This is a genomic window from Lignipirellula cremea (genome assembly GCF_056501455.1).
This window is the reverse complement of the sequence record NZ_CM151415.1, coordinates 2,289,299-2,303,985: the sequence shown is the minus strand read 5'-3', so window position 1 is coordinate 2,303,985 and position 14,687 is coordinate 2,289,299. Positions and strand designations below refer to the sequence as shown.

12 protein-coding genes are annotated in these 14,687 nt (G+C 65.7%); 8 read left to right on the top strand and 4 right to left on the bottom strand.

The features are described 5' to 3' along the window. Window positions 1–21 precede the first annotated feature (21 nt). Together SH602x_RS08930 and SH602x_RS08925 are read right to left on the bottom strand one after the other, a co-directional pair. A complete protein-coding gene (locus SH602x_RS08930) occupies window positions 22–387 on the bottom strand; it encodes a protein tyrosine phosphatase (protein ID WP_479476454.1) in 366 nt (121 codons plus the stop codon). 8 nt (window positions 388–395) lie between these two features. Then, window positions 396–674: a hypothetical protein gene (locus SH602x_RS08925; RefSeq protein ID WP_479476453.1), complete on the bottom strand. Its 279-nt coding sequence runs from the start codon at window positions 672–674 to the stop codon at window positions 396–398. 107 nt (window positions 675–781) lie between these two features. Between SH602x_RS08925 and SH602x_RS08920 the strand changes: the two genes are divergently transcribed. The 4 genes from SH602x_RS08920 (at window position 782) to SH602x_RS08905 (ending at window position 7,970) form a co-directional block, all read left to right on the top strand. Beyond that, window positions 782–1,426 (top strand): RNA polymerase sigma factor, encoded by a 645-nt coding sequence (locus tag SH602x_RS08920; protein WP_479476452.1) that lies wholly within the window; start codon window positions 782–784, stop codon window positions 1,424–1,426. After that, on the top strand, window positions 1,423–2,916 hold the full coding sequence (locus tag SH602x_RS08915) for a serine/threonine-protein kinase (RefSeq protein ID WP_479476451.1): 1,494 nt from the start codon (window positions 1,423–1,425) through the stop codon (window positions 2,914–2,916). Before SH602x_RS08920 ends, SH602x_RS08915 begins: the two co-directional genes overlap by 4 nt. A gap of 470 nt (window positions 2,917–3,386) precedes the next feature. Further along, window positions 3,387–7,340 (top strand): secretin N-terminal domain-containing protein, encoded by a 3,954-nt coding sequence (locus SH602x_RS08910; RefSeq protein ID WP_479476450.1) that lies wholly within the window; start codon window positions 3,387–3,389, stop codon window positions 7,338–7,340. A gap of 90 nt (window positions 7,341–7,430) precedes the next feature. Further along, on the top strand, window positions 7,431–7,970 hold the full coding sequence (locus tag SH602x_RS08905) for a type 1 glutamine amidotransferase domain-containing protein (RefSeq protein WP_479476449.1): 540 nt from the start codon (window positions 7,431–7,433) through the stop codon (window positions 7,968–7,970). Window positions 7,971–7,985: 15 nt separating this feature from the next. Here SH602x_RS08905 and SH602x_RS08900 read toward each other — a convergent pair whose 3' ends face one another. Further along, the gene (locus SH602x_RS08900) at window positions 7,986–9,350 is read right to left on the bottom strand and encodes an HD-GYP domain-containing protein (protein ID WP_479476448.1); all 1,365 of its coding nucleotides are present in this window, start codon (window positions 9,348–9,350) and stop codon (window positions 7,986–7,988) included. Between the two features lie 287 nt (window positions 9,351–9,637). Here SH602x_RS08900 and SH602x_RS08895 point away from each other — a divergent pair, with 287 nt between their 5' ends. From SH602x_RS08895 to SH602x_RS08880, 4 genes are all read left to right on the top strand, one after another. Then, window positions 9,638–10,363, top strand: coding sequence for a hypothetical protein (locus SH602x_RS08895; RefSeq protein ID WP_479476447.1), 726 nt, complete (start codon window positions 9,638–9,640; stop codon window positions 10,361–10,363). Window positions 10,364–10,501: 138 nt separating this feature from the next. Continuing rightward, window positions 10,502–11,311 carry a DUF4198 domain-containing protein gene (locus tag SH602x_RS08890; protein ID WP_479476446.1) on the top strand — a complete coding sequence of 270 codons (810 nt, stop codon included), beginning with the start codon at window positions 10,502–10,504 and terminating at the stop codon, window positions 11,309–11,311. A gap of 67 nt (window positions 11,312–11,378) precedes the next feature. Continuing rightward, complete coding sequence (locus SH602x_RS08885) at window positions 11,379–12,398, top strand: DUF1559 family PulG-like putative transporter (protein ID WP_479476445.1); 1,020 nt, start codon at window positions 11,379–11,381, stop codon at window positions 12,396–12,398. Between the two features lie 213 nt (window positions 12,399–12,611). Continuing rightward, the gene (locus SH602x_RS08880; RefSeq protein ID WP_479476444.1) at window positions 12,612–13,631 is read left to right on the top strand and encodes a DUF1559 family PulG-like putative transporter; all 1,020 of its coding nucleotides are present in this window, start codon (window positions 12,612–12,614) and stop codon (window positions 13,629–13,631) included. 170 nt (window positions 13,632–13,801) lie between these two features. On the opposite strand, the gene SH602x_RS08875 is transcribed toward SH602x_RS08880, so the two are convergent. Next, window positions 13,802–14,299: an ATP-binding protein gene (locus SH602x_RS08875; RefSeq protein WP_479476443.1), complete on the bottom strand. Its 498-nt coding sequence runs from the start codon at window positions 14,297–14,299 to the stop codon at window positions 13,802–13,804. Window positions 14,300–14,687 lie beyond the last annotated feature (388 nt).

Here is a 14,687-nt window from a genome sequence, read left to right as displayed (position 1 = left end):
ACGCCGGCGACTCAGGCGACGTTATGCACCGTCGAGAAGCTCTTCGCAGCCTTGCCGGATTCGCTCGACCAGTTCCTCGTCCATAAGCTCGTATTCGTCCTCGATATCGAGCGAGACGATCGGCGGCAGCGGACGATGCGTGAACCGCTCCTGCAGCCGAGCGGCGTGCTTGCGCTCCATCACGACGACCAGCGTCGCCCAGTCGAGATCGCGCTGCGTCACGATCCGCCGGCTTTGCGGACGGACGCCGGCCGACCGCACTTCGACCCGCGGGTCGTTCGCGTAGATCGCCGCGGCGGTCGGACTTCGCCGAAGGTTCTTGCCGCAGACGAACAACCAGCGGCGCGGGACGGCGCTCTCTGTCTCCGTCAAGTTCGCTCCGTCCATCGACTCCTTCATGACGACAATTGCGACACCAGCAGCGCCCCGAAGATAGCGACGGCTATCAGGATCGCGATACCGATCGACGAAAGGGCTGCGATCTTCTGCGAGTTCCGCATGAAGACTCGCAATTCGTCCTGGTAGGCGAGTTGTTCGGCGAGGAACTGCTGGCTCCGCTGGTCGGACTCCATCAGCCGCCCGGTAAACTCCTTGTACCGGTCGAAGTGGGCCTGCTGAAGATCGCGAATCTCCGTGAGCAATCGCTCGATCCGGGCAAGCTGTTCCGCCTCCATCGCATTCTCCTCAGGCTGTCGCTGCGGCGGACACCGCGAATTTTTTCCGCCTTCCGCGTCAGAACCGCGATCGGCCGGTGTTCACTAGAGCGAAAGGATCCGCGCTTGTGAACGAGACGGCAGAAACGCGAGACAGCCTGCTCGCCCGCGTCCGCAATCCGGCGGATCGCGAGGCCTGGCAGGAATTCGTCGCCATCTACTGGCCCGTCGCCTATCGACTGGCCCGACGCGCAGGCCTGCAGGACGCCGACGCCCAGGATCTGGCCCAGCAGACGCTGCTGTCCGTGTCGCAGGCGGTCGAACGCTGGGAACGTCGGGAGCCGGGCGTTCGCTTCCGTGGCTGGCTCCGCACGATCGCCCGCAATGCTGTCCTCAACGCACTGACGAGGGCGCCTCGCGATCGGGCGCGGGGCGGATCGAGCGGCATCGAACTGCTCGCAGGTCGTCCCGGAAAAGATGAACGGCTGACCGAGTCGCTGGAACTCGAACGTCGCCGGGAGATGTTCCGCTACGCAGCGCGGCAGGTGGAGCACGAAGTGGACGCCGACACGTGGGAGATCTTTCGGCGGACGACGACCCTCGGGCAATCTTGCGAACGGGCGGCAGAAGAGATGAACAAGTCGATCGGCGCCGTCTACGCCGCTCGTAGCCGGGTCATGAAGCGTCTGCGTCAGCGGGCCACGGAATTGGAAGGCGGAGAACGGGAAGGCGAATCGCCGATGCACGGCCCAGCCGGGGAGGAGAGTCGATGACCGCGCCGCGCATGGCCTGCTCTCCCGAATCGCTGGAACGCTTCCTCGACGCGTCGGCGACGCCCGAGGAGGAATCGCAGCTCACCGTTCATCTCGACGAATGCCCTGCGTGCCGGGAGGCTCTGTCGCGCTCGGCAGCCGGAGATCTGGAATGGAACGACGTGAAGGTCTGGCTGACCGACGACGAACTCGATCATGCCGCCGACGTCAGCCGGCCGGGCGGATCGCTCGATAACTTCGATCGTCGGCATCCCGACGAAACGGCGCTGGTCCTTTCGAGTCTCGCGCCGACGGACGATCTGCATTCGCTGGGGCGACTCGGAACGTACGAGATCGTCGGCGTGGTCGGACGCGGCGGCTTCGGCGTGGTCCTCAAGGCACACGACCGCGCGCTGAACCGCTTCGTGGCGATCAAGGTCCTGGCGCCCCACTTGGCGGCGTCAGCCACCGCGCGAAGACGCTTCGCCCGGGAGGCGCAGGCAGCCGCGGCGGTCGTGCACGAAAACGTCGTCGCCATCCACGCCGTCGCCGAGCGGGAGGGGCTCCCCTACCTGGTGATGGAGTACGTTCGCGGCGAATCGCTGCAACGGCGGATCGATCGCGTGGGACCGTTCGGCACGGCGGAGATTCTTCGCGTCGGGCATCAGGTCGCTGCCGGTCTCGCCGCGGCGCATGCCCAGGGCCTGGTCCATCGCGACGTCAAGCCGGCGAACATCCTGCTGGAAGAGGGGGTCGAGCGGCTGAAGCTGACCGACTTCGGTCTCGCCCGCGCGGCCGACGATGCCAGCCTGACCCGCACCGGCGCCGTCAGCGGCACGCCGCAGTACATGTCGCCGGAGCAGGCTCGCGGGGAGTCGATCGACGCCCGGAGCGATCTGTTCAGCCTCGGCAGCGCGCTCTACGCGATGGCGGCGGGACGACCTCCGTTCCGTGCAGAAACCAGCCTGGCCGTGCTGCGGCGGATCACCGACGAGACCGCCCGTCCGCTGCGGGAGATCGTCCCGGAGCTTCCCGACTGGCTGGCGGCGTTGATCGCCAAGCTGCACGCGAAGGAGGCGACCGCCCGGTTCGACAGCGCAGCCGAAGCGACTCGCGTGTTCGGCGAATGCCTGGCTCATCTGCAGGACCCGGCGAAGACCCCGCTGCCGGACGAGGTCGCCCGGCTCGTCGCGAAGCCCAAGCGTCGGTTCCTCGATCGCAAGCAGAGGCTGGCCCTCATCGGCGGATCGACGGCGCTGCTGGTGAGCGGCGCGATCGCGCTGGCGACCTTCGCGGCGCTCGGTCGTCCCGATCTCCAAGGATCTTCAGCGTCCAGCGGTCCGTCGATCGGGCTCGCTGGTCCGGAATCGCCAGGCGATTCCACGACGGAACCCCCTACGCATCAGGACGCCGTCGACTGGGGCGACGCCGATGCCGAGACGCTGAACTCGATCCGAAACGAAGTCGAACGCCTGGAGGCGGAGAGCGTGAAGCTCTTCGAAGCGCCATGAGAACGAAGATGAACCCGATGCCGACTCGCTCTTCGCAGCCGATCTTCTCTGTCCGAAGGAACGAACCGATGCTCGACCATCGATCGCGAATCTCGCACGTGCTGGCGGCGGCGATCCTCGTCGCATTCTCGCAGAGCGCGGTAGTTCGAAGCCAGGAGCCGTCGCCGCCGTCCGGGGCCGAACCAGCTGCATCGCCTGCGACTCTCGATCCTCCGGCGCCTTCGGTCGAGCCCGACGCGCCGATCGGTCAGGCAGCGCCGCCCCGCCAACCGGTTCCGTCGTGGCGATTCGAAGTTCAGTTGCATCCGAGTTTCGAACCGGGGTCGATTCGGGAGACCCTCGAAGCGGAAGGATTCGACGTTCGCGAATCCGGGAAGCGCGGCGACGGCTCATCGACGTGGTCCGTCGCGCCGCCCTCTGATGCGGATCTAGCGTCAAGCGATCGTCGACTGCGGGAGGCGTTCGGTCGCATGGCGAGCGTCACGCTTCAGGAGTTTCCAGGCGGAAGGATTATCACGCAGCTTGCACAGGCCCCTCCGTCGTCCCCCTTCGCGGCGAAGTTCCTGCTGATCGAGAACGACTGGACGAAGGCCGGCGATCGCGCCGCGGCGGATCGACTGGCGAGGTCGACGTCGCAGCAGGTGTTCGATCTGAAGCAGGCAGGGACCTCCCTGTTTCGCGCGGGATACGCGTCGGTCTTCGAACAGCAGGGCGCTCGTTCGTTGACGGAGGATATGCAGAGGCTCGGCCTCGTTCGCCAGACTCTCGCGGCGCGGGCCGTCGATCTGAAGCTGGCCGACCAGGGGGTCGAAGCGCTCGGCGCCGTCCAGGTTTCGTTCGCTGAACGAGCGGCCGACGGGACGCGGGAGAATGCGACCTGGTACCTGCTGGCCGTCGCGATGGAGAAGTCGTTCCCGCCGCCGACCGCGGATCCCTCCAGTCCCTACGCCGCGGAAGCGAGTCCGCCCAGTCCGCGAACCGATCACGTGGCGATCGTAGGCTGGCGAGCCAGAAGCGAGGAGGATCGGCAGAGCGACGACGGCGCCGCGGCTGCTCCGACCGGGGAGTCCGAACGTTACGTCGGTTCGCTCGTGCTGCGGTCGGATCAGTCGGCGGTCGTGCCGGTCTCGCTCCCCGGCGTCGAAGGACTGGCGATCGTGATCAGCCCGGCGTCGAACGGCCCGCCGACTCGATCGCTGGGGCCTTCCGCCGGAACGGTGACCCAGCAGGCGCTGACCGCCCAGTTCCCCATCGACTGGGGCGTGCTCATTCGTGCCTACGAGGCGTCGCCTCTGGGACAGGCGAGCGACGCCGCCCGCGCCGTCGAAGCGATTGCTGCCGCGGACGATCAGGCGACCGCCGCGGTCACCATTCAATGGCATCCGGCGACGGAGGACCAGTTCGCGATCGTCCAGCGGGCGATAAGCGAAGCGAACCCGCGGGTTCGCTTCGTCAACCAGCAGTTCCAGGGAGCGCTGGGCGCTTCCATGTCCGGCACGGCGCCGTTCGATTCCGCCGAGTCGATCGAGAAGATCGTCAAGGCGACGCTCCCCGAGGCGACCGTGCAGGTCCGCGTGAGTAAGGTCGGCGAAGAGGTGAAGCCGCCGGCTGACGAATCCCAAACCGTCGTCGTTCAACTTCAGTACGCGTCGGCGGGCGAAACGGCGAAGCTGCTGGAATCGCTGAAGCTCGATCCGGCGATCCGAATCGCCAGCGACGACCGGACGAACTCGATTATCCTGTCGGCGCCCCCCGCGACGAAGTACGCGCACGTCCAGGCGGCGATCGCGCTGCTGGAGAAACTCGATCAGCCCGTCGCAGCGACGCCCGGGGCCGAGAACGCGGCTGCGAAGGCGCCGCCTGATCGGGCCGCGAACGTCGCGAAGCTGCGGTCCGATCTGACGGGCGTCGAAGCCGACGTCCAGAGGGCGGCGGAGGCAGCCCGGGCGGCATCCGATCGGGAACGCCGGGAGAAGGTCGACGACCTCCGCCGGGCGGTCGCCCAGGCGTTCGCGTTGCGATTGACGCTGCAACGCGAAGAGGCGGCGGACCTGCGCGACCGGCTGGCGAAGATCGAAGAGAACCTCGCGCGACGCGAGCGGATCGAGAACGCCGTGATCGATCGGCGGATGGAGGTCTTGCTCGACCCGGCGCTCGAATGGCCGGAGACGGCGGGCGAAGAACCTTCGTCGCCGCGTGCCGACGTCGCATCGATTCCTGCGGGCGACGCCGCGGAGAGGGCAGGGGACGGCGGAACGGATTTTGAGCGGACGGCGTCCGACGTTCAGGGCCGCGGCGACGCGTTCGCGGCAGCGACGTCGCTGGCCCGGGAGATCGCCGAACTGACGGGTCAGGCACAGGCGATCGAACGCGACGGGACGCCCGACGGGTCAGAGGTGCGTCTGGCGCTGATCCGCCGGCAACTCGAGCTGTTGCGGCAGGAATTCGACGCCCGGCAGCAGGCGCTGAAGCTGGAACTGGAATCGCTGAAGGCGAAGCTCAGCGGCGCCCAGGCGAGCTACGACCGGACGCTGACGCTCGTCGACACCGGCGCCATGCCGCAGGGCGAACTCGTCAAGGTCGAGGCCGAACTCAAGGCCGCCCAGTCCGACGTCGCGCGGCAGGAGGTCGTTTTGCAGCAGTACGAGCGGGCATTGGCGTCGCTGCCGAAGTTGGACGTGCATCATGATCGTGAATGGTCGAGCGCGGCGGAAGAGCGGAGCGATGACCCGACCGCGTTGCAGGGCTCCTGGCGCGTCACCCGTCTGTCGCCGTCGCTGGGAGACAGCTTCCTGCCCCCGACAGCTGAGATAACCTGGACCTTCGACGCAAATACGTTGACGGAGACAAGGCCTCAGAAGGTCGGCGAGCCGATCCGCTTCGTGTTCCAGATCGAGCATTCTGACGAGATCCCTGGTGCATTCACGAGAATCGGATCGTCAGCCGCCTGGAGAGGAGAGCGCCGGTTAGCGCGGTACGAGATCCGCGGCACGGAACTGCGCGTGGTCATGCGGGGCTCACCGGAGGCGACGAGCTTTCCCGAGGTCGCGGCTCCCGACCGCTCCGATCAACTCTTCGAGTTCGAGCGAATAGATAATGCGTCCCCGCAGTCAGGTCCTGCCGCGACGCCTGATCGTGAGGAAGGATCCCAATCGGCTTCCGCCCCTCCTGGCCTACAGGGAACGTGGCGGATGACGCATCATAAGATCGTCGACCACCCCGATTCGAACATCGCTGAAACTGAATGGGTCTTCGAGGGAGACAACCTGGTCGTGCGACGAAAGGGGCGGGAGGACCTCCGTTACGTCGTCGAGTACCTGGACGACGCGCCAAACGAGTTCCGCACGTTTCGCGTGACGGACCTGCCGTCAGGTCCGTCGCTCGTCGAACGGGCGTTCCGCTATCGCTACGAGATCAAGGAGGGATCGCTGCGTGTCGTGCAGGGACCCGGCAACGGTCCCTCTTTCGCAAACGTCGCCCCTGCGCGCGGCGTTTTCTATTACGAGTTCGAACGCGTTCGCGCTGCAGCGGAGATCGATCCGGCCGCGGAGTCGACGACCGAAGACGCCGTCCAGGGTCCGGACTTTCTGAAACAAGTCCGCGAGACCGCTGCGGCGCTGCGAACGAAGGAGCAGGCGATTCGCGAGATGAAAGCCCATCTCTCCTCGATCAGTCCTGCCGACGCCGCCGAGGACGGCGTAAAGAAAACAATCGAGATCTACGAGAGCGAAGCTTCCGCGATGCGGGACGATATTCGCCGGCTGCTGTTCTTTGCCGAACAGACTTCTCGATCGGTCAAAGCGCAACTCGACGCGGCGAAGGATCCAGAAATAAAGCGACAGCTCGCCGACCAACTTCTGCGTTTGTACAGAATCGGCGCTCAGATGCGCGGCGAGGCCGGTTCCGTCGATGCGGCATTCGAGAAAGGCTGGATTCCGCCGGTGTCCCGCGAAACGCAACGGCCCGCGCTCGCCTACTCTGTAGACGAACTGCGATCGGAGCTTAAGGCGACGACGGAGAATCTGAAAGCGATCGACCCCGCGGATGCAGGTCGTCAGCAAGGACTGGACCGTGTCGGCTGGCTACGGCGCACCGCAGAAGCCGAGTCGAGAGCCTTAATCGCATTCTCATCAAGGCTCCAGCAGCACTTGCGGACAGAGCAGGACGATTACTTCATCAAAGAGAAGGCGTTGGCGGATGCCTGGAAGCGGGACGCCTCATCCGATGAACTGGATCAGGCGGCGTTTCAGTTCGCGCTGCAGGAGTACGATCTCCAGCGAACTCGTGAACTGGCAATGGAGACGGCTCGAGAACAGAAGGAGCTAGTCGAGCTTTTGGCCGAGATGAAGACCGAATTGGCTGCTCCCGAAGGTTCTTCGTCGCCCAGTTCTCTCGATCCGGCAGGTGGCGGACTTCAGCGTTGAGCGGCCGCGATCTTCGAGACTCGGGTAGCATGAACGCAGCGGCGGCGCGACTCTCGGCGCTGCCGACCTTGCCTAAGAAGGAGCTGCCTCATGACGTCCCGCCCGACCTACCGCATCCTCACGTTCGTCGAAGAGATCTACGAGGATCTCGAACTCTGGTATCCGAAGTACCGGCTCATGGAGGCGGGCGCCAAGGTGACGGTCGCCGCGCCCGTCGCCGGGCAGAAGTATTCCGGCAAGCACGGATATCCGTGCGTCTCGGACGCCGCCATTCCGGACATGGAGGCTCGCGACTTCGACGGCGTGCTGCTGCCGGGCGGGTTCATGCCCGACAAGCTCCGCCGGGACCCGCTGGTCCTGAAGCTGGTCCGCAGCTTTCACGAGGAGGGCAAGCTGGTCGCTGCGATCTGTCACGGCGGCTGGATCGCGATCTCCGCGGGGATCTATCGCGGCAAACGTGTCACCGGCTCGCCCGGCATCAAGGACGACCTGGAGAACGCCGGCGCGATTTGGGAAGACGCCCCCGTCGTGGTCGACGGCCACCTGGTCAGCGGTCGCAAGCCCGACGATCTGCCGCTGTTCGTTCCGGCCATGCTGGACGTGCTGTCGAAGCAGACGGCTGGGAAGTAGGTCCCGGGGAGCGCTCTACGCCGGTGCGTGGACGACGCGCTGGCCCCGATCCGTCGAGGGCGGCGTCAGGTAGCGGGTCAGCGTCGATTCGTCGAAGCGGCGTTCGGCCCGGCCGGGCGTGGGGAGCGCGCTGGCGATGGAGAGTCCCTGCTCCGCCAGGTCGCACAGCTCGCGCTCTCGCAGGTTTCGCCCGCGTTCGTCCTGCAGGCGTTTCACCAGCGGGCGCGTGTAGTCGTCGCCGTTGCGGCGCATGACCTGCGCGACGCTGCCGTCGGAGAGGCTAACGAAGCTGCCGATCGGGAAAAGCGAGATGAGCTGCAGCAGGGCCCGGACGACGCGTCCGTCGACCTGACGCTTTTTCGCCTGACGCAGCAGGCATTCGAGCGCCGCGTAGGGCATCATCGCTTCGCGCCAGGGCCGGGACGACGTCATCGCCACGTAAGCGTCGGCGACCTGGATCGTCTTGGCGAAGGGGTGAATCATGCGGTCCTCGCGACCGCGGGGATAGCCCGAACCGTCGACGCGTTCGTGGACCTGATAGGCGACGACGGTCGTCATCTTCGGCGGCGCGGTCAGGCGAGCCAGCAGGTCGACCGAATAGATCGGATGCTTCATCAGCTCGAACGTCTCGTGCCGATTCAGGGCACGCGGCGCTTCGCGGATGCGCGGATCGACCAGCTCCATCCCCCAGTCCTGGACCATCGCGATCAGGCCGACGTCGCGGACGTCTTCCTCGCTCCAGCCCATCTCCGCGCCGAGCGCCATGGAGAAGAGCGCCGTCTTCAGCGCCTGGTCGGAGGAGGTCTCTCCGCTGACCGCCTCGGCCGCGACGCTGAGGACGATGTCCGGATCGTTGATCAGGTGCTTCAGGTAGCTCGACGCGAAGCGGGAGATCCGACCGGCGCCGACGGTTTCGCCCGCGACGACCGCGCGGAGCGCGTCGGCCAGACCCCGGCAGACGCTGCCGTGCTGATCGTGCAGATGCTGCCGCATCTGATCGTCGTATTCGTGCCGGCGATGCTCCTGGCGATCGCGGAGCGGAACTCCGTCGGTCCGGAGTTCGAGCGGTTCGCTCTCGACGATCTCGTCGAGCCGCCTGGTCAGCTCGGTCTGCGGCAACTCGGGCGGCAGATCGTCGACGAACTCGTCTAGCGTCGTGGAAGTGGTGCGATGCGCGTCCGACTTCGTGATCTGAACGTCGTCGATTCCGTGACTGCGAAGCTGACGCTTCAGTTCGGGGGTGATCACCGCCCCGGCGGCCAGCAGGAAGACGCCGCGCGAATCGTGAATCGCGTCGTCGAGCCGGCGACCGACGATCAAATCCTCGACTTCGACCCCGACCAGGTCGAGCGATTCGTTGACGTCGGTTGGATCGCTCATCGACGGAAGAAGGCGGGAAGGGGACGCCTGGCGGAATTCAGCGACCGGATGGCTCGACGACGACCCCTCGTCGATCCGGTCCTGGCCGAGCGTCAACGTTCGGGAAAGCATAAGCCGCGTTTTGGGGCGAGGACGGACGCGAAGGGCCGAATCGCTCGCCGCGTGGCACGAAACGGCGCGGATCGCCGCCGCCGCGTCAATTCGACGCCCCTCGGAATGCTGGCGCCGGCGCCGAGGGGGCACTACCCTAGGAACATCCGCTACTTCCCTCCCCTCCTGCCGTATCGATGAACCTCGCGGCGTTCGATCCCTTGCGGGCGTTCGTTCCCCGCCGACCGTTCCGGTCGGATCGATTGCGCCGGGCGTACGTCTGGGCCGCGACGGTCTGGTTCGCGATCGTGACGTCGGGCGTGCCGCTTCCTGCAGGCATGCCCCCCGACAAGTTCGGCGCCCCGTTTCCGTGCCAATCGCATGCGTGCGGCTGTCGATCGGCTGCCGCGTGCTGGACGGACTGCTGCTGCTTCACGCTGGACGAAAAGCTCGCCTGGGCGCGGGCCAACGGCGTGACGCCTCCCGCCGGGACGCCCCTCTTCGATCCGGAGGAGCAGCGATCGGATCCCGCGGACGACGCTCCGCCGGCGAAGCGATCGTGCTGCGCGAAGAAGGCGAGCGAACCGACGACGGCCAGCGTCGCTTCGGGATCGTGTTGCAGCGCTCAGAAGGCGACTTCGAAGCAGGCGACCTGCTGCAGCGTCGCCCGCCCTGCCTCATCGTGCGGAGAAGATGGCGAGTGCGAAGAGGCCGGCTCTGCGAAGGACGAAGCGACGGGCATCGTGCTGCTGCAGGCGATGAAGTGTCGCGGCGTCGCGACGAGCTGGACCGGTACGGGGCAACCCTTCGTGCCGGCGCTCGCGATCGAATGGACGCAGGAGACGACGGTCTCCGCGCTGCTTCCCGCCCCCCAGGCGACGTTCGCTTCCTGCCGACCTCGCTACGTCGGCCCGCCTGGATGATCCTCGACGGCTCGCTGCGTTCCGTCAATTCCATGCGCTGAAGGCCTGTTGCGCGCCGTGTTCCTCCGTCGTTCGGACGGCTGGAATCCACTGCGCTCGCGCAGCTCGCCGCAGTCGCTTTACGCCACGAGGATATCCATGAGCTATCGATTCGATTTCAATCCGGTCTTCGCGACCGCCCTGTTCTGCTGTTTCGTTTCGAGCCCCTTCGCCTTCGGTCACGATACCTGGGTCCAGACGCAGACGTCGCTGGTCCGGGTGGCGGACGTCGTCCATGCCGATCTGATGCTCGGCAATCACGGCAACGACCACCGCGACTTCAAGCTTGCCAGCAAGATCTCCCTGGAACCCTGCACACTGGCGGTTCTCACGCCGAGCGGGAAGTCCTACGACCTGAAGAGCGAACTGGTCGACCTGGGCTACGCGCCGAAGGAAGGGTACTACTCCGCGAGGTTCGTCCCGGGCGAACCGGGCGTCCACGCGGTCGTGCATACGCTCGACACGCTCCATAACACGACGCGAGCGATCAAGAGCGCGAAGACCTACTTCCTCGCCGCGGAGAGTCTCGACAATCCGTCGCTGGGAGGGGACGAGCTGTTCGCCAAACCGCTCGGGCACCCGCTCGAGATCGTCCTGCTCTCGCACCCGGCGACGCTCGGCCCCGGCGCTCCGGTGAACGTTCAGGTTCTGTTCGAAGGCAAGCCGCTGCCGAACGCGAAGCTGTCGTTCATTCCGAGGGGGCAAGAGCTCCAGGAAGGGTTCGACGACGAGTTCGAACGGATGACGGACGAGAACGGCAAAGCCAGTTTCACGCCGAAGGAAGGGACGTTCGTGCTGGTCTCGCTGCATCACGCAGCGCCGGAACGAAAGGGAGACGGATTCGATAAGACCGCGTTCGGCGCCACGCTCGTGCTGAACGTGCCGCAGGTCTGCCCCTGCTGCGAATGACGCAGTCTGCGTACGACGCAGTCGGGCCGACGGTCTTTCGTCTTCGATCTTTCAAGGAGTCCCTCCTATGTCTGTGAGTCTGCGCGCACGTCGCGACGGCTTTACGCTCGTCGAGTTGCTGGTGGTCATCGCGATCATCGGCGTCCTCGTCGCGCTGCTGCTGCCCGCGGTGCAGGCCGCCCGCGAAGCGGCCAACCGGATGAGCTGCTCGAACAATCTCAAGCAGTTCGGCCTGGCGCTGCACAACTATCACGACTCGTATCGCTGCTTTCCGGGACTTTCGGATTCCAGCACGTACGGGTTCTCGGTGCAGTGTCGTCTTCTGCCGTTCATGGAACAGCAGAACTTGCAGGACCTCGTCGACTTCGACGTCGCCCTGATGCAGGGGTCGGGCGGAAGTCAGACGCTCAACCCCGTCCATCGGACGGTCGCCGCGACCGAACTGCCGGTCTTTCGCTGCCCGAGCGACGGACAGGACGGGATCTTCACCGCGTACAACTCGGCGACGTTCGCGGGGACGAACTACGTCGTCTGCACCGGGTCAGGCGTCGGCACGACGTACGACACGCGTGCGAAGACCGACGGGATGTTCTTCTGGGCGTCCAAGACCCGGTTCGCGACGATGACCGACGGATCCTCCAATACGGTTCTCGTATCGGAGACGCTGCTCGGTCTCGGGCAGGACTCCACGGGCGCTCAGCCGCTCGATCGCAAGCGCCAGATGCGGCAGTACGGCGGAGGCGGTATGGGAGCGCCGGGCCAGGGCTTCACGACCGCCCCCGGTCACGATCCCGATCTGGCCGTCGCCGCCGCGGGCGGAACGGGCTGGCACGGTTTCCGCGGCGGGTCCTGGATCTGGGGACGCGAGCATACCTCGACGTTCAACACGTACGCGACGCCGAACTACAAGATCGCCGACGTGATGAAGAACGGCTTCGGGTGGTTCGCCGCCCGAAGCGCCCATGCGGGCGGCGCCCAGGCGACGTTGGGCGACGGCTCGGTGCGATTCGTTCCCGACACCGTCGATCTCGTCGTGTGGCGTGCGGCGGGAACCTGCAGCGGCGGGGAAGCGACGCAGCTTCCCTGATCGATAGAGCGCGTCTCGCGAAAGGGTAGCGGCCCGTGCGCCGACGACGCGGCGATTCAGATCGCCGGGAACGCTACATGTGAGTGCGACACGCACTGGATGCTTCGACCGACGCAGGGGCGCGGACGAACGGATCGCCCCCGCGTCTTTCTTTCTCTCATTCGAATCACGCCGCCTGAACTGCGCGGCGACCGACATAAGGTCTTCAACTACATGAGCTCTTCACGTTCCCGGAGAACCCCGGGATTCACCCTGGTCGAGTTGCTGGTGGTCATCGCGATCATTGGCGTACTCGTCGCGCTGCTACTGCCTGCGGTGCAGGCGGCGCGGGAAGCGGCGAACCGCATGAGTTGCGGCAACAATCTCAAGCAACTCGGTATCGCCGCACATAATCACGTCGCCTCGTTCAAGTACCTGCCGTCGCAGCGCGACAACGTCAAGGCGCCGATGCCGAGCACGGCGACCGCGACGCAGAAGTCGTTCTATCGCTGGTCGGAATTCGCGATGCTGACCCCGTTTCTCGAACAGTCGAACGTCTACAACGCGATCGACCTGTCGAAGGCTCTGTATTCGCCGCCGCCGACGGTGGTCGTCGATCCTTCAGCCGTCGACGTGGTGAAGATCGTGGTTCCGTCGTTCCGCTGCCCCTCCGATCCGGGAGAACAGTGGGATGTCGCCTGGGGTCCGAACAGTTATGCCGGGAACAACGGATCGGGCATCAACGGCGGCGTCTACGAAAAGAACGACGGCGTCTTCTTCACCGACTCCCGACTGAAACTCGCCTCGATCACGGACGGACTGTCGAACACGGCCATGTTCAGCGAGTCTCCCGTCGGACAGGGCGCGGCGAGCTCCACGCTGGGCGCCGTTCGAGGAACGAGGAACTTTCAGCTCGCTATGGTCTGGGACGCGAACGCCCCGACGCTGGACGACTCCGCGAGCGGCAGCTGCAACTCGGACGGAGCCGTCGTTCAGTTCACGCGGGGCAAGTCCTGGGCCGACGGCGCCGTCGGAGACACCGGGTACATGCATCGACAGACGCCCAACTCCAAGACGAACGTCGACTGCTACTCGCGGTACGCAGCCTTCAAGGCCGCTCGCAGCTTTCACTCGGGCGGCGTCCAGGTCTGCCTGTGCGACGGTTCGGTCCGCTTCGTGCCTGACACGATCGACGTCGTCGTCTGGCGCGCGGCTGGCTCTCGTAACGGCGGCGAAGCGACGCAACTGCCGTAGCGGTCGAACTGCGGAACGTTCGATCTTCCGTGTCGTCGATTTCCTGAGCGGGGGACGAAAGTCCCCCGAGGTTGGGCTCGACGCTTGATTCGGTCCTCGGAGGGTTATCACCCTCCGCTCAGACGAAATTGCCCTCGGCGCCACGCATGACGCCGGCCGTAGACCGCTCGTCAGTCGGCCCAGACGTCGTCATCGTCGTCGTCGTCGTCGAACAGCGCTTCGGGCTGCACGCCGCGGATCTTGTGCATCTGGATCACGTTGCCGCGACCGAGATACTCGACGCCGTTCATATACATCCGCATCATCAGCAGGCCGCGGCCGCTCGGCTTGTCGAGGTTCTCGTCGAGCGTCGGATCGGGCACCGCTTCGGGATCGAATCCCGGCCCTTCGTCCTCGACGCGGATGTCGAACTTTTCCGGCGAGACCTCGTAGACGACGTTGATCAGCTTCGCGGGGTCGTACTTGTTGCCGTGCTTCGCGGCGTTGACGACCGCCTCTTCGACGGCCAAGTGGATGCCGAAGACTTCCTTCTCTTCCCACTGGTAGAGTTCGAGATACTCCAGCGCTTCGTGCACGAGATCGGTGACGGCTTCCGGTTCGCTGGGAATCGTCAGAACGCGTTTCACTCCGCCGGGATGATGCCCGTTGTCGGCCGGTCGTTCGGACATGCAGAGGTCTCGAAGAAAGCGGCGGAAGCGAAAGAGAAAGGCCCCGCGAATTCCGCGAGAGCGACGAGTACGAACGAGATTCCGGTCAGGAGGCGCAGGTCACGGGGCGCAGATCACGAAGCGCAGTTCGACGAATGCCGATGGCACGCCATGATAGCGCCCCGCAGTGCCGGAAATGACGGTCCGGGCCTGCACGGGTTCCGCTTTATCGATTGTATTCAAGGGAATTCTAAGCGCCGAGAGAGCCCCGAATAGGCGCTTTCCGCCGCCCTGTACGCGAGTTCCCGTCCGCGCTTTCCGGTCGTAACGCCTCCGGCGAGAGCTTGCTGGCGCCGCTCGCCCGTTCTTCAATGACGACTGTCGGGCGTCGTCGATTCATCGACCGACC